Consider the following 23,172-nt stretch of genomic DNA (forward strand, 5'->3'; position numbering starts at 1 on the left):
TATGATCCGCCACCCCTTCTACATCGCGCTCTGCGTTTTCGCCGTGATCTATCTCGGCTACGCCAACGCTCGCGGCTGGAGTTTCTGGAGCGGCCTGGCGCGACCCTTTTCATCCTCCGGCGGTGGCGGCTCACGAGGCGGCTACTACGGTGGATTCAACCATAAATAACACCCACCATGAACTGGCTGCCCGTTGCCAACTCCCTCCTCTACGCGCTCCTCGGCGTCCTCATTTTCTGCGTGACGTTTATCGTCGTGGACAAATTCACGCCCTACCACCTGTGGAAGGAACTCGTGGAAAAACAAAACACCGCCATCGCCATTGTCGTCGGCTTCTTCGCCCTCGGCATCTGCGTGATCGTCGCCGCGGCCATCCACTAGCGAATCTGCCCCTCCCTCTGCGGCCCTCTCTCACCCGTCCGCAGTGCCAATCCTAAAAATGTCCGCAGCCTGCGTAGATTTTTTTAACCGCGAATGGATGCCAATGAATGCGAATAGAGGAGGAAGATGAATGCATTTTCCATTCGCGCCCATTGGCGTCCATTCGCGGTTTTTTACTCCACCAGCCCCTCTGCACTTCTTCTCTGCGCCTCTGCGGCCTCTGGTGCGCCAGCACCGCCAACCCAAACCCATGAACTGAAAAGTGTTCGTCAAGCCAACTGAACATCGAGCTTGTAGAGAAGCGGACGATTCTGGGAGCAATCCTGGGGTTGAAGCTCCGTGGATCGAACCTGTGAGCCGCAGCGCAAGCAAACCTAGAAGAGCCTCGTTACGCTTAGTGAGGTCGGCCAATCTCTCGGAGGAGCCGAAGCCTAGCATTCACCGTGAAGGGATGTTCACGAGCAACGGTGAAGACCTCCGGGGTCGCAGGGGGCAGCGCGCAGGGAAGGTGGGGTTGGGCAGACTGGGAGACCCTGGTCTTGGGTTTCGTCGCGCGAGAGCGGGACGGAACGCGGCCCGAGCCGAAGCCATAAGGATCGAGCTGGAGATTGGGGAGTCGGAGAAGCCCATAGTAGCGATGAAGCGGAGTAACGTCCGTGGAGCGAAGGGGCTTTGGCAGAACGAAGCGGACTCAAAGAGTCCTTGGAGCTGATTGGAGCGGTGAAAACCGAACCTATGACAGAAGAGACAAAAGTGGAGCTGACCATCCGGGAGGCGCTGCTGCCGTCGAAACTTCAGGACTGGCGAGCGAAGCTGAGGGCGAAAGCCAAACAGGAGAAGCGCGAGCGCTTCTACAGCCTTTACGGGCTGATCAGTCACCCGGAAACCGTGCGGGCGGGGTGGGCGCAAGTCCGCGCCAATCGTGGAGGACCGGGAGTGGATGGGGTGAGCATCGAAGGGATCGAAAAGGAAGGCGAGGAAGCCTTCGTGGGGGAGTTGGTCAAAGAACTGCAGGAAAAGAGTTACCGCGCTGGAGTGGTGCGGCGGGTCCACATCCCCAAAGCCAATGGGAAGATGCGGCCGTTGGGAATCCCCAACGTGCGTGATCGGGTCGTGCAAGCAGCGGTGCTGCTGATCCTCGAACCGATCTTCGAAGCCGACTTCCTGGAGTGCTCCTACGGGTTCCGGCCGGGGCGCAGTGCCCACGAGGCGCTGGAAAAGATCCGGCAGAACTTGATCCATGGGCGGAGCAGCATCTATGACGCCGACCTGGAAGGCTACTTCGATAGCATTCCGCACGAGCAACTCATGAAATGCGTGAGGATGCGGGTGGTCGACGGCAGCGTGCTGCGGTTGATCGAGCAATGGTTGCGAGCGCCTGTGGAAGAGGAGTCCAAAGGAGGTGGCCGGCGGCGGCGGCGGCGTCCGGAGAGCGGGACCCCGCAGGGCGGAGTCCTCTCACCGTTGTTGGCCAACATCTACCTGCACTGGTTCGACCATGCCTTCCACGCGGTGGAGGGTCCGGCGCAATGGGCCGGAGCGGTCCTGGTCCGCTATGCGGATGACTTCGTCATTATGGCGCGGCAAGTGGGGACGAAACTGGAAGAGTTCGTGCGGGCGAAAATCGAGGACTGGCTGGGGCTGAAAATCAACCGGGAGAAAACCCGCGTGGTGGAGGTGCGAGAGCCCTCTGCGGAGCTGGAGTTCCTCGGTTACAGCTTCCGGTTGGACCGCGACCTGGGTGGGCGGAAAATACGCTACTGGAACATGCAGCCTTCGGCCAAAGCGCTGGCGCGTGAGCGCGAGAAGCTCCGTGGGTTGATCAACCGTCGGCGTGGCTGCCAAGCGCTGCCCGAACTGATCGCCGAACTCAACCGTCATCTGCGCGGCTGGGCCAACTACTTCGGAGCCGGTTACAGCCGCAAGGCGTTCCGGGAAATCAACGCTCAAGTCAGTCGGCGGCTGGCGCGTCATCTGCGTCGCCGCAGTCAACGAGGGTGGCGACCACCGAAAGGTACTTCGATCCACGCTCATCTCCAGCAACTTGGCCTGATCTACTTGTGAATGCCTCGTCCAAGAACGTTCTGCGAAAGCCGGATGCGGGAAATCTGCACGTCCGGTTTGACGAGGGGAGGGGCGGTCGACGGTCATGGCCATTACGGCTCTCATTCCGTCACCCCCCTCCTACTCTACCGGTAAAAAATTTCTTTGATTGCGGCACTGCCGCGCTGCGTCCTCCGCGTTTGATTTGGCGACGTTTAATGATTACGCGGCGCCCAGCGCTTCGCGCATCTTGGTGAGCTGCGCGTGCTTCTCGGCCCAGTCGGTCTCGCGCTGGCGATGCTCGTCGAGCACCTTGGCGGGGACTTTGCCGGCGAAGTTCGGGTCGGCAAGCTTGGCGCGCACTTTGGCGAGTTCCTGCTCCACCTTGGCGAGTTCCTTGGCCAGGCGTTCGCGCTCGGCGGTCACGTCGATGAGGCCTTCCAGCGGGAGCAGCAGTTCACCCAGGGGGGTGAGCGCCACCGGCGTGCCTTTCGGCGCGGCATAATCCGCGAGCACGTCGAGCGGCTCGGCGTTGAGCAGAATGCGCAGCACTTCGATGTCGTGCGGGGCCAGTTCGCCGTTCGGGCGCAGCACGAAACGCACGCGCTTGCTCGAGGCAATATTGAAATCGCGACGCAGCCCGCGGCCGAGGTTCACCACTTCGTATTTGGCGTTGGCAAATCTATCCGCCACCTCGTCGAGGCCGAAGTAGGCGAGCTCCTCGGCGCCGAAGGCCTTGGGCCACGGCGCGGTCATGATCGTGTCGCCGCCCTGGTTGGCCGGCAGGTCGCTATTGAAGCCGAGGCTGTTCCAGATTTCCTCCGTGATGAACGGCAGGAACGGATGGAAGATGCGCAGGGTGTGGGCGAGCACGAAGTCGATCACCGCCAGGGTGTTGGCCTTGCGCGCTTCGTCGCCACTATGGAAAAAGACCGCCTTGCACGCCTCGAGATACCAGTCGCAGAACTCGTTCCAGAAGAAGCGGTAGAGCGTGGAGGTGGCGTCGCTGAAACGGTACTCGTCGAGCGAGGTCGAGACATCGCCGATGGCGTCGCTGAGCCGCGCGAGGATCCAGCGATCGTCGCTGGTCAGCAAGTCGGGACGAATCTCGCCTTCGCTGGCGCCGCCTTGCATCTGGCGGAAGCGCGTCGCGTTCCAGAGCTTCGTGCAGAAGTTCCGGCCGAGCTCAACGTTCTTTTCGTCGAAGAGAATATCCGCGCCGAGTGGGGCGCTGCGCATCACGCCGAAGCGCAGGGCATCGGCGCCATACTTGGCGATGAGATCGAGCGGGTCGGGCGAATTGCCGAGCGACTTCGACATCTTGCGGCCCTGTTTGTCGCGGATGATTCCGGTGAAATAGACGTTCTTGAACGGCAGATCGCCCATCCACTCGTAGCCGGCCATGATCATGCGGGCCACCCAGAAGAAGATGATATCCGGGCCGGTCACCAGATCGGTGGTCGGGTAGAATTTCGCCAGCGTGTCGGTCTTCTCCGGCCAGCCCATCGTGGCAAACGGCCAGAGCCAGGAACTGAACCAAGTGTCGAGCACGTCGGAGTCTTGCTTCCAGCCATCGCCCTCGGGAGCGGTAATATCGCAATGAATTTCGTCTCCCCGATACCACACCGGAATGCGATGCCCCCACCAAAGCTGGCGCGAAATGCACCAGTCCTGAATGCCCTCCAGCCAGTGGTCATACACTTTGGCCCAGCGCTCGGGGAAAAACTTCATCTTCCCGTCGGCCACGCAGGCTTTCGCCTCGGCCACGCTCGGGTATTTCAGGAACCACTGTTCGCTGAGGCGCGGTTCGATCGGCACGCCGGCGCGCTCGGAGAAGCCCACGTTGTTTTGATACGGCTCTTCCTTCTCGAGCACCTCGAGTTCGCGCAGTTTTTCGGCAGCCACCTTGCGCGCTTCGAAACGATCGAGACCCACCAGCGATTCCCCGGCCAGCGCGTTCATCGTGCCGTCGGGATTCATCACATCCACCACCGGCAGCTTGTGCCGTAGACCAATTTCGAAGTCCGCCTTGTCGTGCGCGGGCGTCACCTTCAGCACGCCGGTGCCGAATTCGAAATCCACGTGATCATCGCCCACGATGGGGATGAGCTTCTGCTCGTCGGGAATCTGCACCGGCAGCGGCCGCTTCACGTGCTTGCCAATGAGATGCGTATAGCGCGGATCCTTCGGATTCACCGCCACCGCGGTGTCGCCGGGGATGGTCTCGGGGCGCGTCGTGGCAATGGTCAGCCAGGTGCCGGGCGCTTCCGCCACCTCCACCTTGAAATGATACATGAAACCATTCTGTGGCTTCATCTCCACCTCTTCATCGGAGAGCGCGGTGAGCGATGCCGGGCACCAGTTCACCATGCGCTTGCCGCGATAGATGAGCCCCTTCTTGTAAAGGTCCACGAACACCCGCGACACGCACTTCGAATACTCCGGGTCCATGGTGAAACGCTCGCGCGACCAGTCGCACGAAGCGCCCAATTTCTTGAGCTGCTGGATAATGATCCCGCCGTATTTCTCCTTCCACTCCCAGATCTTCGCCACCAGCGCCTCGCGGCCAAGGTCGTCGCGATGCTTCATCGCGCCTTCCTTGCGCAGGGTCTTCTCCACCACATTTTGCGTGGCGATGCCGGCGTGATCGGTCCCCGGCAGCCAGAGCACTTCCTTGCCCTGCATGCGCGCGCGGCGGGAGAGGATGTCCTGGATGGTATTGTTCAGCACGTGGCCGAGCGTCAGGACGCCGGTCACATTGGGCGGCGGGATGACGATGGAATACGCGGGCCGCTGCGCCGAGACACGCGAAGGATCGGCCGTAAAGCAGCCGTGCTGCAGCCAATAATCATACCACTTCGCCTCCACGGCGCCGGGTTCGTAGGTCTTCGCGAGTTCGGACATAAAATAAAGGGTGCGGAATGTGCCGTAGGGCGAGCGCTTTGGCAAACCGGATCGAAGAACGGAGATGGGAGTTCGGAGATCGAAGATCGGGAAGAGATTTCTACCGAACGCCGATCTCCTGCCTCCGATCTTCGGGCTTTGCCCTTTCGCCGCATTTCCGCCGTAAAATCACTTGCGATTGAGGCGTCCTCCGCTAGGTTGCGCGCCCATGCCAAGGGCTTTGCTCCTGGGGATTGCACTGCTGTTGTGCATCGCCGCTTCCAGTCACGCTCAATGGACGCTGTATAAAATCAGCGGACGCGACTACGTGCCCTTGGAAAATGTGGCCAATTTCTATGGTCTCGGCCACGTCCAGCACGTAGGCAACGCAACCGTCATGGAACTCGGCGGGCGCAGCCTGAAGGGCAGCGTCGGTTCCGTGGAATTCTTCATCAACCGGCTGAAGTTCAACCTCAGCTACCCGATCACCGAATACGGCGGTGTGCCGGTGATCTCGCGCATGGACCTGACGAAAGTCATCGAGCCGGTGTTGCGGCCGCAGAAGATCAAGAACGCGGAATTGGTGGACACCATCGTGCTCGATGCCGGCCACGGCGGCCACGACAACGGGGCGACCTCACTTTACGGCAACGAGAAATCCTTCACTCTGGATGTGGTGAATCGCGCCCGGATGCTGCTCATGCAGGCGGGTTACCGGGTGGTGCTGACCCGGAGCAACGACACCTTCATTCCGCTGGAGGACCGCTGCCGCATCGCCAACCAGTATGCGAATGCGCTCTTCATCAGCGTTCACTTCAATTCCGGCGGCGCCGGCACCGGCCTGGAGACCTACACCCTCGCCCCGCGCGGCGTGCCTTCGATGATGGCCGACGGCCCGCGCATTTCCGATTTTGAGCCTTGCGCGGGCAATATCAACGACTCGGAAAACATCGCCCTCGCCACGGCCACGCATGCCTCGCTGGTTGTCCGCTCGCGAATGTATGACCGCGGGATCAAGCGCGCGCGGTTTGTGGTCATTCGCGATATCACGATTCCCGGGGTGCTGATCGAAGGGGGCTTCCTGAGCAACGACTACGACGCGCGGCTCATCGCGACCCCGGCGTATCGACAGCAGATGGCCATGAGCATTCTCCAGGCGGTGCAGAATTATCGCCGGGCCCGTGGGCCCGCAGACGCCGAGCGAGACGGTGGCGCACAACTACGTGCCCGAGTCGCCCCGGGTGGAAACGAATACGCCGATGCTGCGCGGCGGCAACCCGACGGTCAACGAGGCGCAGCCGACGGTGATCACGAACGCGGCGGGGGCGAATTGAGGCGAGCTCTGCGGGGCGGCTCTTAATCTTAATCTTAATCCCCCTTTTCGTGGTCGGGAGAGGATTAAGAGTAAGAGTAAGATTAAGATTAAGAATCCTGCCCCTTCCCTGTAACCTTCCACTTCCCACCGGCGTTACTCCCCAGTGATGCAATGTGCTCATGCCGCCCGACGCCCTTGATGTGCCCGCGTGTCTCGAACGCGTGCGCCGTCAGGACGGGGAGGCGGCGCGAGCGCTTGTCGAGCACCTCTATCCGCTCGTCATCAAGATCGTGCGCGCCCATCGCCCGCGACGGATGGCGGAAGAGGATCTCGCGCAGGAAGTCTTTTTGAAAATGTTTACCCGCCTCGAGCAATATCAGGGACGCGAAGGTGTGCCGTTTGAGCACTGGCTCTCGCGGCTCGCGGTCACCACTTGCCTCGATGCCCTACGTGCCGAGAAGCGCCGCCCGGAATGGCGCTATGCCGATCTCGCCGATCCCGAGCGCGAATGGCTGGAGTTCTTCACCGGCGAGGCTCCCGCTGCCGCGCCGACCGATGCCATGGGCGCGCGCGAGATGGTGGAAAAGCTCATTTCCCTGCTGCCGCCTGACGATCGCCTCGTCATCACTCTGCTCGATTTGCAGGAGCGTTCCATCGCCGATATCAGCGCGCTCACCGGCTGGAGCGTGTCGCTGGTCAAGGTGCGCGCCTTTCGCGCCCGGCGGAAAATGCGTGACCACGCGCTGAAATTGCAAAAGGAATTCAAGCTATGAACGAATTCGAACGCCGCTGGAACATGGGAGTGAACTCCGCGCGCGGAGCCGCGTCCACGCCGCCCGGCGACGCGGCGCCCTTCGGCTTCGCCACGCGCGTGGTCGCCCAATGGCAGGCGCAGCCGGATGCGTCGCTGGCCCAGCTCTGGCAGCGCCTCGCCCTGCGCGTGCTCGGCGCCATGGCCATCATTTTGCTCAGCCTCGCGGCCTACGATGCGCTTTCCATGGGCGGCGATTCCTCATTGCAGCCGCCGGTCGAGAATGCCGTGGCGGATTCGGCGTGGCTGCTATGAAACCGAAGTGGAAAATCACCCTCGTCCTGCTGGGCATCGTGCTCGTGAGTTTTGTCGCGGGCGGCTTTCTCGGGGCGAAGCTCACGGAGCGCGCGCTGAAGCGCCGTCACGCGCCGGAGATGTGGAATCAGACCGTAATGCGCGTGCTGCAGCAGCACCTGAAGCTCACGCCGGAACAGGCGCAGAAGGTGCAGACCATTATCGATAACGGCGTGGACGAGATGAAGGGCATCCGCCTCGACACCATCGGCCGCACCGATGCGGTGTTCGAGAAGATGATCGCCCAGATCGAAAAAGAGCTCACGCCCGAGCAGGACGCCGAGTTGCAAAAGCTCAAGCAAGCCCGCATGGCAACGACGATCGACATGCTCAAAGTCGAACCGCGGAAGAAGTAGTTGTCTTTCACTTTCACCTTCCACTTAAAAAGAAGCGCCCCGCTCCCTCGTAGTATTCGAGGAAACGGGGCGCACTGAATTCGGATGCGGATGCGGTTACAGGACCTCGGTCTGGCCGGGGATGGCGCGCGGGTAGTTGCCATCGGGGCCGGGATTGACCTTCGTCGGGGCGTCGAAGGCGAACTTCTCGGGCAGTAGCTCGATCTTCGAGGCGAGGGCCTTGTCCCACTCGATTTCCTTGCCGGAATACGCGGCCATACGACCGAGGATGGCGGTCATGGTGCTCGTCGCACCGTAAGGCGCTTCGTTGTATTCCTTGTTGTTGCGGATCGCGGTGAAGAGATCGTCGTGCTCCTGCTGGTAAGGATCCTTCGCGCCCTCGGCTTTGTAACGCCACGGGTCGTTGGCGAAGATCTGGAATTTGCTGATGTCCGCGTGGCCCTTGGTGCCGACGCAGTGCTCGCTGACGCTGTTCCAGCAGCCGGGCTGATGGCGGGCCTCGCTGAACGAGATCGAGCCGTCTTCATATTCGTACTGCACGGCGAAGTGATCGAAGATTTCGCCGTCGTCCGAGCCGCCGTGATTGATCTCGCGGCCGCCCATGGCGCGGGCTTTCACCGGATGGCCCTTCTTGAGCCAGTTGATGACGTCGATGTTGTGGATGTGCTGCTCGCAGATGTGATCGCCGCAGATCCAGGTGAAGTAGTACCAGTTGCGGAGCTGGTATTCCATTTCGGTGAGCTTGCGGCCGTACATCTTCTCGAGATCGGCGCGCTTTTTCTGCCACGGGCGCTGGCCATTCCAGTAGGCGCGCATGGAGACGATGTCGCCGATGGCGCCATCCTGCAGGCGCTTGATGGTCTCGATGTAGCCGGCCTGGTGATGACGCTGCAAGCCGACGGCGACCTTGAGGTTCTTCTTCTTCGCTTCCTCCGCGGCGGCGAGCACCTTGCGGATGCCGGCGGCGTCGGTGGCCACGGGCTTTTCCATGAAGATGTTTTTGCCTTGCTTGACCGCTTCCTCAAACATCATCGGGCGGAACCCGGGAGGCGTGGAGAGAATGACGACGTCGGCGAGTTCGATCGCCTTCTTGTAGGCGTCGAAGCCGAGGAATTGGCGCTCCTTGGGCACGTCCACGCGTTCGGCGTGGGGTCTTCTGCAAATTGTGGAGCGAGCTCTCGAGGCGGTCGGGATGAATGTCCGCCATGGCGATGAGCTTCACCGGGCCGATGGGATAGGTGCTGAGCGCCTGACCGCAGGCGCCGGAGCCGCGACCGCCGCAACCGACCATGGCGATCTTGATTTCGTCACCGCCGCCCGCGGCATGCGCGGCACGTTCCGGCGAGAGCGCGCCGAGCAGGGCGCCACCGGCCATGGCGGAAGTGGTCTTGAGGAAACTCCGCCGGCTGAACGCTTCGGGGAGAATAATCTGGGATGGTTTATTCATGAGGAGGTGAGGAGATGGGAGTGCGAGCCTAGGTATGCTGGGCACGCTTGGCTACAGCTTCTTAATCACGGGGGTGAGAAAAGCTTTGGTTTGAACTACAACGGGAACGGTGACTTGCAAATGGAGGATGCTGGCGGAATTGCGGCGCGCAAAAGCGGTTTGGATAAGGCGGTGAATCTTTTGGCGGTTTCGCTCATGGCCTAGCAACCAAACCCCCGCAACCAAAAGGGTAAAACGCAGAGGTCGCAGAGACGCAGAGGAGAAACCAAAGAGGACCGCGAATGGACGCCAATGAACGCGAATAGAGGAGGAAGATGAATGCGTTTCCGATTCGCGTCCGGTGGCGTCCATTCGCGGTTTTTTACCCACACGAGCCCTCTACGCTTCTTCTCTGCGCCTCTGCGCCTCTGCGTTTAAAAATTTCTTTGATTGGGGCTCCGTCGCGCTCGGTCCTCTGGGTTTAAATAGGCGAACGAATAGCACCGGGTATGGACAGGCTTCTTCAGCGCCCGATTATCGAGCGGCGACGGAGCCTAAGCATTACCCACATCTTTTCCTCGGATTTAGGACCAGAGGTAACACGGCCGTAGCTCACTGGGAGGGGCGACGCCCTCAAAGAGAGGCGCTACGCGCATCGGTTTTTCGGTCGGCGACTAGGAAGTCGCCGCTCCCAGTGGCGCTATCCGTATCGACGTCCAAACTACGGGCAAAGATGTGGGTAATGCTTAGGACGGAGCGCCGTCCTCCAGGAGATGCGCTAAGTCGTGGCCACCAATAATTCCTCTCCGTTGTTAGGTGGGCGAAAGCCGTCTTTCCGGCCGGCGAAGTAACGTTCGGCGAGGGTGGCGGCGGGGACATGCTGGACTTCCTTGAAACCGGCCTCTTTGGCCAAGGTCAGCATCTCGTCTGGAGTGAAAAAGCTGAGGAACGGTGTCCCACTCGCTCGCGCTCCTTTCTCAGCCATCTCCAGACCCGGGCGTACTTCGGGATCGGCCAGTTCCAAAGGCAGCAAGAACGTCATGGCGAAAGTGGATCCCGGGGCGAGCGCCGCTACCTGGCGGAGGGTGGAGAAGTTCGCTTCTTTCGTGAGATACATACTTACGCCGGTGGAGGCCACGACCGCCGGCTTGTTGGAATCGAAGCCGGAAGCGTTGAGCCGTTGCCACCAGTTTTCGCCAGCTTCGAAGTCGACCGGCACGAGGCGAAGCCATTCTGGAATGCCATAGCCGAGCTCGATTAGACGCTGCTTCTTCCAGGCCTGATGACGGGGTTGATCGATCTCAAAGACCGTTAAGCGGGAAGCGATTTCCGGCCGGCGCTGAGCGAAGGTGTCCAGGCCGGCGCCGAGGATAACGTATTGGCCGACATGATGGTTCATACGATCCATCACCAAATCCTCGATAAAGCGAGCCCGCGCGAGGATGGATGCGCGGAAGATGCTCGTCCATTGGGGGTTCATGTCCGGACGCTGGCGCCAGCCTTCCTCCGGGGCCGCCAGTTGTAGGCCGACCTTGTCTTCCAACACGTGCGGCGGTGCATCGACTTCGAGATGCAAGGCACGCCACAGCGCCACGCGCACGGCTGTCTTGTCTGCTTCCGGCGAGATGTCTTTTCCCATAACGCTGTGCAGCTTTCGATTTTCCCATTTGGATCCGCAAGGCGGAAGATGTCGGTACAGCAAAGAGCCGGGTCCAAGTGAACCCGGCTCTCGCACGTTAATCGTTCTTCTTTTTGAACAGCCCTCGAAGGCGGTCGAGCAGGCCTGTATTCGATGGGTTATTGCGCTTGTTCCAAATGCGCACCACCTCATCGATGTTGTTCGCGTAGACGTTGATTTTCTCGTTGTTGCAGGTGTTGCAGCGGACGAGGAAATTCTTCCCGCGCATGATGATCTCCGGCATCGAACCGCATTTTTTGCAGTGCCAGAGATCGGTATAGGCCATGGAGTTACTTTACTCCGCTTTGCTCAGCGCGGGATTATCTTTTTCCACGCCGCTGTTCCAGTAGGCCTGCGCTTCTTCGGGCGTCGGCGTCTTCAGCGGGCGCACGATGCGGAAGCCGAGGAACTGCGCGTCGGTGTGATACCACACGCTCTTCGGCAGCTGCGGGTCCTGGATCTTCCAGGAAGCATCGGACGGACGGCGGGCCGCGCAGCGAAGCTTGGTGACATCGTCGTCATCCCAGGAACCGCCGCGGGTCGAATGCGGATACGGCTTGGTGGCCTTGTTCCAGGGATTGGAAGCCGGCGAGTGCGAATAGTAGCCCGGGTCGTACTGGTCGAGCGTCCACTGCACCACGTTGCCGAGCATGTCGTAGAGACCCCACGGATTCGGCTTCTTCTTGCCGACCTTCTGATACTTGAAGTCGGAGTTCTTGCCATACCAGCAGTAGTCGCCGATTTGTTTGGGATCATCGCCCCAGAAGTAAGCGGTCGTGGTGCCGGCGCGGGCGGCGTATTCCCATTCGGCTTCCGTCGGGAGGCGATAGAACTGGCCGGTCTTGGCGCTCAACCATTCGCAATACTTGTTCGCCGCGTGCTGGGTCATCGAGATCGCCGGATAGCCATCCTTGCCCATGCCGAAGCTCATTTCCACATACGGCTGCGTGGGGTGGGTGACGGCGTCGGTCATCGCGTTCAGCGACGGGTCGAGCTTCTTGGTCTCGCGGGCCTTCTTCTCCTCGTTCGGGTACATGAAGAGCTCGAATTCGTTCCAGGTCACCGTGCACTTTTCCATCCAGAAAGGCGCGACCTCCACTTCGTGCACCGGGGATTCGTCGGGCTTGTGACCGGGTTCGTTGTCCGGACTGCCCATCTTGAATTTGCCACCGGGGATCGGCACCATGTCGAAGGTGATGTCCGAACCGGGGATGGTCGTGGTGTAAGCCTTCATGTCCTTCTCGGACTTGACCGTGTCGTTCTTGACGATGGCCTCGTGAATTTTGGTCACGAGTTCCGCTTCCGCCGAGGAACCTTTGGTCGCCAATTCCGAGCCCTTCTTGCGGGCGGTCAGCGTCATGCCATCCGGCCACTTGGCGCCTTCGTTGATCCAGTTCTTGAGCGTCTCGGTGTCGGCCTTCGCCAGGCGCTCGAGGTCGTTGGTCACCTTGTTGCGTGGCGGCATGAGTTTCTTGGCGTCATCCGCCAGCACGGTGGTCGTGTAGAGTTTGCTCTTCTCCGCGTTGCCGGCGACGATCGTCGATTTCGACTCAAACGCTGTCTCCTTCGTCGAGAGATTCAGGTCGGTATCACCCTTCTCGAATTCCGTGCCCTTCGGGTTGTGGCAGCGCACGCAGTTCTGTTCGAGGATCGGCTTGACGTCCTTTTCAAAGTCGACGGCAGCGTGCAAGGCCAACGGACTGGCAAGGGAAGCGAGGAGGAGGAGACGCGAGGTTTTCATGCGGGAGGCGGGAGTTTTGGCGATTTGGAGTCGTGGTGTCAACGGAGGGAATAGGTCGGATACGTCGTAAATGGCAAATAAATTAACATAATGACATTTTCGACTATTTTTACCTGCCGGTAAATAAACGCACTTCTTTACCGGGGATCCGCACGGAACTTAGGTCCGAGGATTCGCCCGCGGTTGCCGCCTCACCTGTCCGCCGGCGATACCGATCTTAGTTGGCTGCGACGCCCAGCTTGGCTTCCAGCGATTGGATTTCCGCCCGCACGGCCGCGAGTTTGTCGCTGACGAGATTCCAATCGGTAAGATTGGTGGTGCTATTCAGGCCCGCGGGCGCCACCCTTCCGCTACGATAGGGATGGAGCGCTTTGTCAGAGAGAAAGTCCATATTGGCCTGCAGTTTCGCTTCGTCACTTTTGAGCACCGAGAGCCGGAATTTCAGCGCGCGCACATTGGCATTGTCGGCCTGGGGCGCCGGAGTGGCGCTGAAGAGCGCCGCAAGCGGGTCGGGCGTGGGCGGCAATGCCCTTGTCGGCGCGGGAGGCGGGACCGATGTGTTGGGCGCGGCGGATATGGCCGACAGGCCTTGCGGGTAACCGGTAGCCTGCGCGAGCTTGTCGGCACGACGAACCACACGGGCCTTGGCCATGTCGTTGGTCAGAATACCCGGATCGAGAGTCATTTCCCCCTCCGGTGTGATGAATTTGCCATTCTTGCCCAGCCGCACCTCCGTCCCGGGCAGCAACCGGACGACACCATCCTTGGTGTCCTTGCGCACGGAGACGAGCAAATAGAAAACCCCCGGCGGAGCAAGCTCACGAAGCGGCGCCGGAGCTGGGGCGTCGATCAGCCGAGTCGTCTGAGTGAGGGTGGGCGGGACTGTTTCCGTACGGGTCGGGGAAGCGGTCTGTGCGGGAGAGAGTGACGGCGCCTGCGTCGTGGCCACCGGTTGTGGCGCCAAGGTGTCCTCCGTCTGGGCGACGGGTTTCCGACAGGCGGTCAGCAGCAAACCCGCCATGACAAAACTCAGACCGATCAATTTCATTTTACTTTCCTTTCTCCGGATTACGCTGTGATAGGGAAAAATACGCTGACTAGCAAGAAACGTCTTCGTGACATTACCCTTGGGTTGGATTGCAAGTTCGCCCTTGTGATCGGCTGCTTTCCCATTTCATTCGCACCTTCCATGCCCGACGCGATCCATTACCAATGCCAGCGCTGCACGAATTGCTGCCGCTGGCCGGGCTTGGTCCTCATCCAGGAATCGGAAATCGCCGGCATGGCCCAATTCCTCGGCCTGACGGAACACGATTTCATCCAGCGCTACACTACCTTACGCCCGCAGCGCGACGGCCTCGCCCTCATCGACAAAGGAGAAATGTCCGACGGCACTTACAACCACGAATGCATCTTCCTCGACGGCCGCGATTGCCGCATCCAGCCGGTAAAGCCGCGGCAATGCGCCGGTTTTCCGAATACCTGGAACTTCCCCGGCTGGCGGGAATCGTGTGAAGCGGTGCCGGTGAGGAAAGTGGAGAGTTGAGGGTTGATAGTTGAGAGCCGCTTCTTGGCTGGCAGTATCGTCGAGCAAACGAATGCCTTAGGATGTTGGCGCTGCGCGGTTGAGTGGAGAGTTGATGGTTGATTGCGACTTTCGCTCGTGTGAAATCTCCCGGCCCACCAGCCGCGGCTCTCAACTCTCAACCTTCAACTCTCAGCTTCTTCTCGATCCCCGTGCGCGCTCTTTCGTACCTCGCCGCTCTCGCCCTCAGCACCACCGCCCTCACCGCTGTCGCCGACGACTTTCCCCTGCCCTACAACACCGACAAGGGTGACCCGCAACCGATCTCGCCGGCTGAGGCACTTTCCAAACTGACGTTGCCGCCGGGCTTCAAGGCCACGATCTTTGCCGCCGAGCCCGAAGTGCAAAACCCCATCGCAACGTGCTTCGATGCGAAGGGGCGCCTGTGGGTCGCGGAAAATTACACCTATGCGGAGGCACCGCTGAAATTCGACCTCAAGCTGCGCGATCGCATCTTGATCTTTGAAGACGCCAGGGCGACGGCCATGCCACCAAGCGCACGGTCTACGATCAATCGCTGCAGATGCTCACCAGCATTGCGCGCGATGACAAGGGCGTGTGGGCCATGTGCCCGCCTCGTCTCCTTTACATCCCCGACAAGGATGCCAGCGGGCTCTCCGGCGGCGAATCCCAGGTGGTGCTCGATGGCTTCGCGGTGCCGTATGAAGGCAGCTATCACAATTTCGCCAACGGCCTTCGCTGGGGACCGGATGGCTGGCTCTATGGGCGTTGCGGCGGTTCGGCTCCGGGCGAAATCGGCGTGCCGGGCGCCGCCCCGGACCAACGCGTGCCGCTGCGCGGCGGCATCTGGCGCTATCATCCCCAACGCAAAGTTTTCGAATCTCTCTGCGCCGGCACCACCAATCCGTGGGGCCACGATTGGGACAAATTTGGCGAGCTCTTCTTCATCAATACGGTGAACGGCCACCTCTGGCACAGCATCACTGGGGCGCACTTTACCCGCTCATCTACCCTCGACCAAAACCCGCACGCCTACGGGCTCATCGACCAACACGCCGACCACTACCACTTCGATACCGGCAAGGGCTGGCAGGCTTCGCGGGACGGCGCGGCCAATGACCTCGGCGGTGGTCACGCCCACTGCGGCGCGATCATCTACCAGGCCGACAACTGGCCCGAGGAGTATCGCGACAAACTCTTCACCATCAATTTCCACGGGCGGCGTTTCAACGAGGAGATCCTCGAGCGCACCGGCACCGGCTATGTCGGCAAGCGCGGGCCCGATGCGTTTTTCTTCGGCGACTCGTGGTTCCGTGGCATCGATCTCGCGACCGGTCCGGATGGCGGGGTCTTCGTGCTCGACTGGAGCGACACCGGCGAGTGCCACGACCGCAGCGGCATCAATCGCACCAGCGGACGCATCTACAAGATCACCTACGAAGGTGGCACCCAGACGCCGCCGAGCTCTTGGGACATCAGCGGGCTCGGCTTGCAGGAATTGTTCAAGCTCGAGAGCGCGCCGAATGTGTGGTACGCGCGCGAGGCCAGCAAACGCTTGCAGGACCGCTTTGCCCATCTCGGCGGTGTCGCGCTTGGCGAAGAGCGCCTATGGGCGAAGGAGGCATTGAGCAAGCTACTGGCCAAAGATGCCGATCCCGTCTTGCGAGTGCGGGCGCTGTTGACGCTGTGGCGCCTGGGAGCGCTGGACGAAGCTGCGCTACGCGGCTTTTTGCACGATGACAACGAGCACATGCGCGTGTGGGCGATTCGCCTCCTCACGGATGAATGGCCGCTGGACACGACGATGAGCCAGCGTCCCGCTCGGCCCGAAGCCCAGCCGCCTGCAGACTTGCTCGCGGAATTTGCCCGCATGGCTCGCGAAGATCAAAGCGGTCTCGTCCGCCTCACGCTCGCCTCACTGCTCCAGCGCCTTCCGACGGCGAATCGTGCCGCGTTGGCCGCGCCGCTCCTCGCGCATGCCGAAGACGCCAATGATCACAACCAGCCGATGCTTGTGTGGTACGGCCTCATTCCGCTGGCCGACCAGGATCTCGCCGCGCTGCCCGCGCTCGCCGATGGCTGCGCCCTGCCGCTGACCCGCCGATACCTCGCCCGCCGCATTGCTGAGGGGGTGGACAAAAATCCCGCGCCGCTCGCCGACTTGCTCAAGATCACAGCCGCCAAGCCGGTCGCTTTCCAGACCGACGTCCTTACCGGCATGAGCGACGCCTTCACCGGATGGCGCAAGGCGCCGAAGCCGGCCACGTGGGATGCGCTCGTGGCCAAGCTCGATCCTTCGCTGGCCGACAAGGCGCGCGATCTCGGCGCGCTCTTTGGCGATGGCCGCGCACTCGATGAAGTGCGCCGCGTCGCGCTCGACAAAAGCGCGGACATCAGCCTGCGCAAGGTGGCCTTGCAAACGCTGATCGATTCGCGGACGCCGGACGCGCGCAAGGTCTGCGAACAACTGCTCAACGAACGCTATATCAACGCTGTTGCCATTCGCGGCCTGGCACAGGAGAGCGATTCCGCGCTCGGCGCGAAGATGGTCGGTGCTTACAAGAGCTTTTTCCTCAGCGACCGTCCGCAGGCCATCACCGTCCTGGTGACGCGTCCGGCCTGGGCGCACGCCCTGCTCGACGCCATTGCAGCCGGCAAAATCCCGCGCACGGACATTACCGCCTTCCACGCCCGGCAGATCCACAACCTCGGCGATCCGGAGCTAACCAAGCGCCTGACCGAAGTGTGGGGTGACTTGCGCGAAAGCCCCGAGGGCATCAAGCAACTCATCGCCAAGCTGCGCACCTTTCTCACCCCGGAGGCCATCGCCAAGGCCGATCCGCACGCCGGCCGGCAGGTCTTCGCCGGCATCTGCGCCACCTCCCACACCCTCTATGGTGAAGGCGGCAAGATCGGCCCTGATCTCACCGGCGCCAATCGCGATAACCTCGACTATCTCCTCGAAAACATCGCCGATCCTAGCGCCGTCGTCGCGCCCGACTTCCGACTCTCGATCATCACCCTCAAGGACGGCCGCGTGCTCTCCGGTATGATCACGACCAAGAACGAGCGCACCCTCACCCTGCGCACCATGACCGACGTGCAAACCGTCGAGCGCGCCGAGGTCGACAAGATCACCGAAAGCCCCCTCTCCATGATGCCCGAGGGGCCTCCTCGCCGTCTTTACTCCACAACAAGACGCTCGATCTCTTCAGCTATCTCATGGGTCACCAGCAGGTATCCCTGCCGGCGGCGAAATGAGAGCGATCCGCTGGAGTGCTGCTCTGTCAGCGCCCTAACCCCAAGTATACCACCTCGAAAATATCGAGCGCGGCCACGGCACCCCTGGGAGGGGCGACTTCCCAGTCACCCTGCACCGCGAAGCGGTGCCCCAATAGCGAGGGCGCTACGCGCCATAGGTTTTTTCGGGCGGCGACTGGGAAGTCACCGCTCCCAGGGGCTCCTCCTCCTTCGCACTGAGACTCCGCAAAAAGACGCGGATAGCGCCTGAGACTGTCATGCACTTCGTGGAGGTAATGGCTCGGCCTGCGCCTTCGGCGAATTCCGCGTCCATGGTGCGGGCAAAGTGCGCTACCGGCTCTGCAGCCCGGCGGGATCCCTTGACAAATCGCCGGTGATCGCGTTCTCTTCCGCCCGTAACGGCAATGGATTTCTGCCGCCCGAGTGATCGGGGAACCGCTTGGTAACGGCCAGGCTGATGATTCCTGTTTTCACAGACGAATCATGCCCCTGTCGCTCATCTCCCAATCTCATTGTTTGTCCCTGTGCCACCGCGCGCTGGCCATCGCCGCTTCCCTTTTCGGAGTAATTTCATGACCGCGATCCGTCACCTCCTGCAAAACGTCCTCGGGCACATCGCTTTTTCCCTCCGCTGGCTCATCTATATCGTTCCCATGGCGGCGGTTGTCGGTTCGGCGTGTGCTTTCTTTTTGTGGGGCCTTGAGCAAGTCACACACTGGCGTTTCGAGCATCCATGGCTGCTTTATTTCCTGCCGCTGGCGGGCGTAGCGGTCGGCTTGCTCTATCACTACTACGGGCGGAGTGCCGAGGGCGGGAACAACCTCATCATGGATCAAATCCATGAGCCGGGCGGTGGCGTCCCGCGACGCATGGCCCCGCTGGTTTTGTTTGGCACGCTCGTCACGCATTTGTTCGGCGGCTCCGCGGGCCGCGAGGGCACAGCTGTGCAAATGGGCGGAAGCATCGCCAGCGCCTTCTGCCGCTGGTATCGGTTGGACGCGAGTTCCGTCCGCATCCTGCTCATGGCAGGCATCGCCGCGGGCTTCGGCGCCGTCTTTGGCACGCCGCTGGCCGGGGCGGTCTTCGCGCTGGAAGTGCTTATGATCGGCCGCATCGAATACGAAGCGCTGTTGCCCGCGTTCATCGCCGCCGTGGCCGGCGACTGGACCTGCCATGCGTGGGGAATCGGCCACACGCATTACCACATCGATTTTCTCGCCAGTAATGCCGCGCCATCCGCCTTCTTCCATCTCGACCCCAAGTTGCTGCTGAAGGTCGTGGTCGCCTCCGCTGCCTTTGGGATGGCCAGCACCGCATTTTCCGAGCTCTCGCATCGGCTCAGCGCGTTGTTCAAGCGGCTCGTTCCGTATGGTCCTTGGCGTCCGGCGGTCGGCGGGCTTGTCGTCATCGGCCTATTCTTCCTCGTGGGTACGAGCGATTACCTCGGCCTCGGTGTGTCCTCGCCCGACCCCAGAGCTGTGACCATCGTCTCCTTTTTTCAATCACCGGAGATTCATTATTGGAGCTGGTTTTGGAAGATCATCTTCACCGCCGTGACGCTCAGCGCGGGCTTCAAGGGCGGCGAAGTCACCCCGCTGTTTTACATCGGCGCCGCGCTGGGCAACGCGCTCGCCGGCATCATGGGCGCGCCGACCGATCTCTTCGCCGCGCTCGGCTTCGTCGCCATCTTCGCCGGTGCGAGCAACACCCCGCTCGCCTGCACGCTCATGGGTGTCGAACTCTTCGGCGCCACGCACGTCATCTACATCGCCACGGCCTGCTTTCTCGCCTATCTCTTCAGCGGTCACTCCGGCATCTATCTATCCCAGCGCATCGCCGTCCCCAAGACCGGCCCCGGCACGCTGCCACCGGAGATTTCACTGCGCCACGCGCGTGAGTTGTTGACCTCCTCTCGGGCACAAAGTGCGTCGGATCAGCGGGAGCCGCGAAAATGATTGGGTTGAATCGGCAAACTGGGCTGAATCGACATTCACTTCGGCGATACGCTGGTGGTGGTTCTTCCTTTATCGCTCCGCGATGCGCCTCGTTCGCAGGATTGAATGTCAATTCAACCTGAACTACCGCGAATCGTGGACACCCGTCACCCCTTGCGCGAATTGCACCGGTGCGCCGGCGAAGGAACTGGGCGCGATCGTTTCGTGAATTGAACGCTCCTTTTCCGGTTGCGAATGGGGAAGCGGTTGCGCACAGGCCACTGGGAGCGGCGACTTCCAAGTCGCTATCGGGCACCGCTCCGCGGTGCAGGGCGACTGGGAAGTCGGCCCCTCCCAGTGAGGCCACGGCCACCTTCATGCTGACTCGGACTATCAGCTACCCTGCCGTCAGCTTCAAAATCTCCGCGATCACTTCATCCGTGCTCGTGCCTTCGGCTTCGCCTTCGAAGTTGAGGATGATGCGGTGGCGCAGGGCGGGGGCGGCAGCCTGGTCGATATCGGCACGGGAGACCGTGATAGCGCCCATCGAGCAGGGCGTGGATCTTCGCGGCGAGGATGAGTGCCTGGGCGCCGCGCGGGCTGGCGCCGTAGCGGACATATTTTCCTGGTCAGCGGGGGTGGCACGCTCGTTTGTCGGGACTGGGTGGCGACGGACCGACTGTCGATGGCGTGACGTCTGGACCCTCCTTCGCCATCGGCACCTGGCGGACGACTTCGCGCAGGGTGATCACTTCGGCGGGGCTCCGCAGCACTTTCGACACGACCGGGGAGTCCTTCGCTGTCGTGCGGTCGAGGATGGTTTGCAGGTCGTCAGCCGTCGGGAAGAGAACCTTCAGCTTGAAGAAAAAGCGGTCGAGCTGCGCCTCGGGCAAGGGATAGGTGCCTTCCATTTCCAGCGGGTTTTGCGTGGCCAGCACGAGGAAGGGCGGCTCGAGTGGATGTTGCGTGCCGCCGACGGTGACGTGCTGCTCCTGCATGGCTTCGAGGAGCGCGCTCTGCGTCTTCGGCGTGGCGCGATTGATTTCGTCCGCGAGCAGGATATTCGCGAAGACCGGTCCTGGCTGGAAGGTGAACTCCTTCCGCCCATGCTCGCCTTCGGTGATGATATTCGTGCCGACGATATCCGCGGGCATGAGGTCGGGCGTAAATTGCACGCGGGCAAATTTCAGGTCCACCCGCTTCGGCGAGGGTGCGCACGAGCATGGTTTTGCCCCAGGGCCCCGGCACGCCTTTCGAGCAGCACGTGGCCGCCGGCAAAAAAGGCGACGAGCACGCCTTCGACGATTTCCTTTTGTCCGACGATCATCTTCATCATCTCGTCGCGGATGCGTGTGAAGCTGGCTCGGAATTGTTCGACCTGGTTTTCGAGATTCGGCGTTTGGGTCATGTGGAGGGGAGAGAAAGGCAGAACATCCGATATCCGACACCCAACATCCAACATCCAATTAGGGGGAATGGAGGAATGGGAGAAAGGGTGAATGGGAGACTTCCTCCGCTGGCCCATTCACCGGTTTCTCCCATTCTCCCTTTCGCTGCGCAGTTCTTCCATTGGATGTTCGATGTTGGACGTTGAGTGTTGGATGTTGGATTTTCTGGAAGAAAATCTCCCCTCATTCCTTCGGCCGGATCGATTCGAAGTAGCGCTTGATGAAGAAGCGCGAGCCGAGCGGGATGTTTTCCTGGAGCACGGCGTCCTCAGCCGCGGGCGCCATCGCTTCGTAGAGCTTCTTGTAGCCGCGATTGGACTTCGAATGATCGCCCGCGGATTGCAGCGACTGCTGCATGCTTTCGCCATCGCCCATGCGGCCGGCGGAGAGCAGCTTTTTCTCGCCTTCCTTGCCGGCGGCGTTCTGGTCTTTGCCGAAGACGGAATCGGTCGTGCCGAGATCATGCTCACCGCCGGGATGCCCGCTGGGGAGATTGGGATCGCCGGGGTTGGGCACGCCATCCGGATTGCTCTCGGCGAAGGATTGCATCTTTACGCCGGCGCCCGGCTGGCCGGATTGCGGCTCCTTGCTCTCCTGGCTTTGCCCTTCGCCCGCTTTCATATTCTGCAAGGCCGCGAGCAAATTCTGCAGCCTCTGCTCGCTCTGCTGGCCGCCGGATTGCTGGCCGCTCTTGCCCTGCGCCATCTGGCGCAACATCTGCGCGAGGGCCTTGGCCGCTTCGCTCGAATTGCCGCCCTGTTTCGCTCCGGATTCTTTCAACTGCTGCGCGAGCTTTTGCATCGCCTCGGAAAGCTGCTTCTGCTGCGCGAGTTGCTTCACGGCGTCCTCCAATTGTTTGCGAATTTCCTCCGACGTCGCCCCGTCCTTTTGCTCCGCGAGCTTCTGCATTTCCTTTTCCAATTCCTCGGCGGCTTTCGCCTGATCTCCCGCGGCGAGGGACTTCGCGGCCTCCTTCGTCGCTTCGTTTTGCTCGAGCGCCTTGGCCAGCGCTTGTTGCTCCTCGGGCGTGAGCCCGGCCGGCGATTTCTGCATGTCCTGCACCATCTGCTCCAGCGCGGAAAGCTCGCGCAGCTTGGACTTGCCGGCTTCCTCCGGGTTGGTGGCATTGGCGCGCAATTGTTCCGCGCCCTTCTGCAGTTGCTCGGCGAGTTTCTTCAAGGCGTCAGCCTTGTTTTCTTCGCTGGCCTTGGCGGTCTCTTTCGCCAGTTGTTCGAGGCGTTTCGCCGTGTCTTCGACCGCCGCTCGGGCGGCGATCTTATCGGCTTCACGCACGGCGAAAGTGTGCTGCGTTTCCCACTGCAGGAGGGCGATGGCCAGGACCGGCACGAGCAGATAAACGACCTGCCGTGGCATGCGGATGCGGATGAGTCCGCTGAATTTCCCAGCGCGGACGAAACGGGTGCATTCCTGTACCGCCAGCTCGTGCATCGGGTCGGCCTCCGCAGCGGAATAGAAAGTGAGCGCGGTGAGAAAACGATCATGCGTGCCGCCGAGACGATCGAGGACGCCCGCGGTTTCCACAAGATCCCGCCGGCGAGCCAGCGTGACCAGCAGCGCCAGCAGGACCGCCGCCACGATGACATAGCCGGTGACCTGCGCATTCCAAGGCAGCCGCTCGAGGAGCCACCGATTCACCGCTCCGAAGATGAGCAATCCCGCACCGGCGAGCAGCCCGGCCTTGACCAGCGCGACGAGAAAGAATTGCACGCCCAGCCGCCGGCGGGCAACGCGCAACGGGCGCAGAACATCTTCGATGGCAGGCGTTTTCAAGGCGGTGGGACAAAGCTAGCATTTCCCCGTGGGGATGCAGCAAGCGAGTTCGTAAAGACGGAGGAACGCGCCCGAACTTTACGGGATGCGCCGTTTCGACAGACTCGAGACCCTGAGCTTGTCGTAGGGGCTCCGGCGCGCTCCCAAGATGGGACTTTGATCGTCACATTGCAGTACGAACCCGAAAAAGCGGACGCTGCTTCCGCAGGTTTTTGACCGCGAATGGATGCGAATGAACACGAATAGGGAGAAAAGCGAATGCGT

21 protein-coding genes, 1 pseudogene and 1 riboswitch are annotated in these 23,172 nt (G+C 61.4%); of the genes and pseudogenes, 12 read left to right on the forward strand and 10 right to left on the reverse strand.

What is annotated here, in order from left to right:
• Position 1 precedes the first annotated feature (1 nt).
• From CFE428DRAFT_RS37065 to ltrA, 3 genes are all read left to right on the forward strand, one after another.
• Entirely contained in the window at positions 2–169 is a 168-nt protein-coding gene (locus CFE428DRAFT_RS37065) for a hypothetical protein (protein ID WP_006978709.1), read from the forward strand.
• Between the two features lie 8 nt (positions 170–177).
• Positions 178–381 carry a DUF350 domain-containing protein gene (locus CFE428DRAFT_RS06645; protein WP_006978710.1) on the forward strand — a complete coding sequence of 68 codons (204 nt, stop codon included), beginning with the start codon at positions 178–180 and terminating at the stop codon, positions 379–381.
• A 735-nt stretch (positions 382–1,116) separates the two neighbouring features.
• Positions 1,117–2,445, forward strand: a complete 1,329-nt coding sequence (gene ltrA / locus CFE428DRAFT_RS06655) for a group II intron reverse transcriptase/maturase (RefSeq protein WP_006978711.1) — start codon at positions 1,117–1,119, stop codon at positions 2,443–2,445.
• Between the two features lie 201 nt (positions 2,446–2,646).
• Here ltrA and CFE428DRAFT_RS06660 read toward each other — a convergent pair whose 3' ends face one another.
• Complete coding sequence (locus CFE428DRAFT_RS06660; RefSeq protein WP_006978712.1) at positions 2,647–5,328, reverse strand: valine--tRNA ligase; 2,682 nt, start codon at positions 5,326–5,328, stop codon at positions 2,647–2,649.
• A 208-nt stretch (positions 5,329–5,536) separates the two neighbouring features.
• Between CFE428DRAFT_RS06660 and CFE428DRAFT_RS33130 the strand changes: the two genes are divergently transcribed.
• The 4 genes from CFE428DRAFT_RS33130 to CFE428DRAFT_RS06680 all read left to right on the forward strand — a co-directional run bounded on the left by CFE428DRAFT_RS33130 (position 5,537) and on the right by CFE428DRAFT_RS06680 (position 8,083).
• Positions 5,537–6,667: an N-acetylmuramoyl-L-alanine amidase family protein gene (locus CFE428DRAFT_RS33130; RefSeq protein ID WP_006978713.1), complete on the forward strand. Its 1,131-nt coding sequence runs from the start codon at positions 5,537–5,539 to the stop codon at positions 6,665–6,667.
• 134 nt (positions 6,668–6,801) lie between these two features.
• Positions 6,802–7,395 (forward strand): RNA polymerase sigma factor, encoded by a 594-nt coding sequence (locus CFE428DRAFT_RS06670; RefSeq protein ID WP_006978714.1) that lies wholly within the window; start codon positions 6,802–6,804, stop codon positions 7,393–7,395.
• On the forward strand, positions 7,392–7,688 hold the full coding sequence (locus CFE428DRAFT_RS06675; protein ID WP_006978715.1) for a hypothetical protein: 297 nt from the start codon (positions 7,392–7,394) through the stop codon (positions 7,686–7,688). The genes CFE428DRAFT_RS06670 and CFE428DRAFT_RS06675 overlap by 4 nt, the downstream gene beginning before the upstream one ends.
• Positions 7,676–8,083 carry a hypothetical protein gene (locus CFE428DRAFT_RS06680; RefSeq protein ID WP_162145243.1) on the forward strand — a complete coding sequence of 136 codons (408 nt, stop codon included), beginning with the start codon at positions 7,676–7,678 and terminating at the stop codon, positions 8,081–8,083. Before CFE428DRAFT_RS06675 ends, CFE428DRAFT_RS06680 begins: the two co-directional genes overlap by 13 nt.
• 96 nt (positions 8,084–8,179) lie before the next feature.
• Here the strand turns inward: CFE428DRAFT_RS06680 and CFE428DRAFT_RS06685 are convergent, their stop codons facing one another.
• Entirely contained in the window at positions 8,180–9,214 is a 1,035-nt protein-coding gene (locus CFE428DRAFT_RS06685) for a Gfo/Idh/MocA family protein (protein ID WP_202797373.1), read from the reverse strand.
• Positions 9,215–9,275: 61 nt separating this feature from the next.
• On the opposite strand from CFE428DRAFT_RS06685, the gene CFE428DRAFT_RS39590 reads away from it, so the two are divergent.
• Entirely contained in the window at positions 9,276–9,734 is a 459-nt protein-coding gene (locus tag CFE428DRAFT_RS39590; RefSeq protein ID WP_006978718.1) for a hypothetical protein, read from the forward strand.
• A gap of 553 nt (positions 9,735–10,287) precedes the next feature.
• Here CFE428DRAFT_RS39590 and CFE428DRAFT_RS06695 read toward each other — a convergent pair.
• The 4 genes from CFE428DRAFT_RS06695 to CFE428DRAFT_RS06710 all read right to left on the reverse strand — a co-directional run bounded on the left by CFE428DRAFT_RS06695 (position 10,288) and on the right by CFE428DRAFT_RS06710 (position 13,976).
• Positions 10,288–11,148 (reverse strand): class I SAM-dependent methyltransferase, encoded by an 861-nt coding sequence (locus CFE428DRAFT_RS06695; protein ID WP_006978719.1) that lies wholly within the window; start codon positions 11,146–11,148, stop codon positions 10,288–10,290.
• 97 nt (positions 11,149–11,245) lie between these two features.
• Positions 11,246–11,473: a hypothetical protein gene (locus CFE428DRAFT_RS06700; protein ID WP_006978720.1), complete on the reverse strand. Its 228-nt coding sequence runs from the start codon at positions 11,471–11,473 to the stop codon at positions 11,246–11,248.
• Positions 11,474–11,482: 9 nt separating this feature from the next.
• Positions 11,483–12,928 carry a formylglycine-generating enzyme family protein gene (locus CFE428DRAFT_RS06705; RefSeq protein WP_006978721.1) on the reverse strand — a complete coding sequence of 482 codons (1,446 nt, stop codon included), beginning with the start codon at positions 12,926–12,928 and terminating at the stop codon, positions 11,483–11,485.
• A 217-nt stretch (positions 12,929–13,145) separates the two neighbouring features.
• Entirely contained in the window at positions 13,146–13,976 is an 831-nt protein-coding gene (locus CFE428DRAFT_RS06710) for a hypothetical protein (RefSeq protein WP_006978722.1), read from the reverse strand.
• 141 nt (positions 13,977–14,117) lie between these two features.
• On the opposite strand from CFE428DRAFT_RS06710, the gene CFE428DRAFT_RS06715 reads away from it, so the two are divergent.
• From CFE428DRAFT_RS06715 to CFE428DRAFT_RS06725, 4 genes and pseudogenes are all read left to right on the forward strand, one after another.
• Complete coding sequence (locus tag CFE428DRAFT_RS06715; protein WP_006978723.1) at positions 14,118–14,474, forward strand: YkgJ family cysteine cluster protein; 357 nt, start codon at positions 14,118–14,120, stop codon at positions 14,472–14,474.
• A 191-nt stretch (positions 14,475–14,665) separates the two neighbouring features.
• A pseudogene (locus CFE428DRAFT_RS40320) lies at positions 14,666–15,906 on the forward strand (PVC-type heme-binding CxxCH protein); the annotation flags it as partial.
• Positions 15,907–17,019: 1,113 nt separating this feature from the next.
• Positions 17,020–17,985, forward strand: a complete 966-nt coding sequence (locus tag CFE428DRAFT_RS40325; protein ID WP_272941101.1) for a hypothetical protein — start codon at positions 17,020–17,022, stop codon at positions 17,983–17,985.
• Positions 17,986–18,126: 141 nt separating this feature from the next.
• Positions 18,127–18,209: riboswitch (Fluoride riboswitch) on the forward strand.
• Between the two features lie 98 nt (positions 18,210–18,307).
• On the forward strand, positions 18,308–19,690 hold the full coding sequence (locus tag CFE428DRAFT_RS06725; protein ID WP_006978725.1) for a voltage-gated chloride channel family protein: 1,383 nt from the start codon (positions 18,308–18,310) through the stop codon (positions 19,688–19,690).
• A gap of 376 nt (positions 19,691–20,066) precedes the next feature.
• Here the strand turns inward: CFE428DRAFT_RS06725 and CFE428DRAFT_RS38775 are convergent, their stop codons facing one another.
• The 4 genes from CFE428DRAFT_RS38775 to CFE428DRAFT_RS06735 form a co-directional block, all read right to left on the reverse strand.
• Positions 20,067–20,216: a hypothetical protein gene (locus CFE428DRAFT_RS38775; protein ID WP_006978727.1), complete on the reverse strand. Its 150-nt coding sequence runs from the start codon at positions 20,214–20,216 to the stop codon at positions 20,067–20,069.
• An 82-nt stretch (positions 20,217–20,298) separates the two neighbouring features.
• Positions 20,299–20,865: an AAA family ATPase gene (locus CFE428DRAFT_RS38780; protein WP_006978728.1), complete on the reverse strand. Its 567-nt coding sequence runs from the start codon at positions 20,863–20,865 to the stop codon at positions 20,299–20,301.
• Positions 20,856–21,077: a hypothetical protein gene (locus CFE428DRAFT_RS38785; RefSeq protein ID WP_006978729.1), complete on the reverse strand. Its 222-nt coding sequence runs from the start codon at positions 21,075–21,077 to the stop codon at positions 20,856–20,858. Before CFE428DRAFT_RS38785 ends, CFE428DRAFT_RS38780 begins: the two co-directional genes overlap by 10 nt.
• Positions 21,078–21,300: 223 nt before the next feature.
• On the reverse strand, positions 21,301–22,908 hold the full coding sequence (locus CFE428DRAFT_RS06735; RefSeq protein ID WP_042724527.1) for a bacteriocin immunity family protein: 1,608 nt from the start codon (positions 22,906–22,908) through the stop codon (positions 21,301–21,303).
• Between the last annotated feature and the right edge of the window lie 264 nt (positions 22,909–23,172).

Source organism: Chthoniobacter flavus Ellin428 (genome assembly GCF_000173075.1).
GTDB classification, from domain to species: domain Bacteria; phylum Verrucomicrobiota; class Verrucomicrobiia; order Chthoniobacterales; family Chthoniobacteraceae; genus Chthoniobacter; species Chthoniobacter flavus.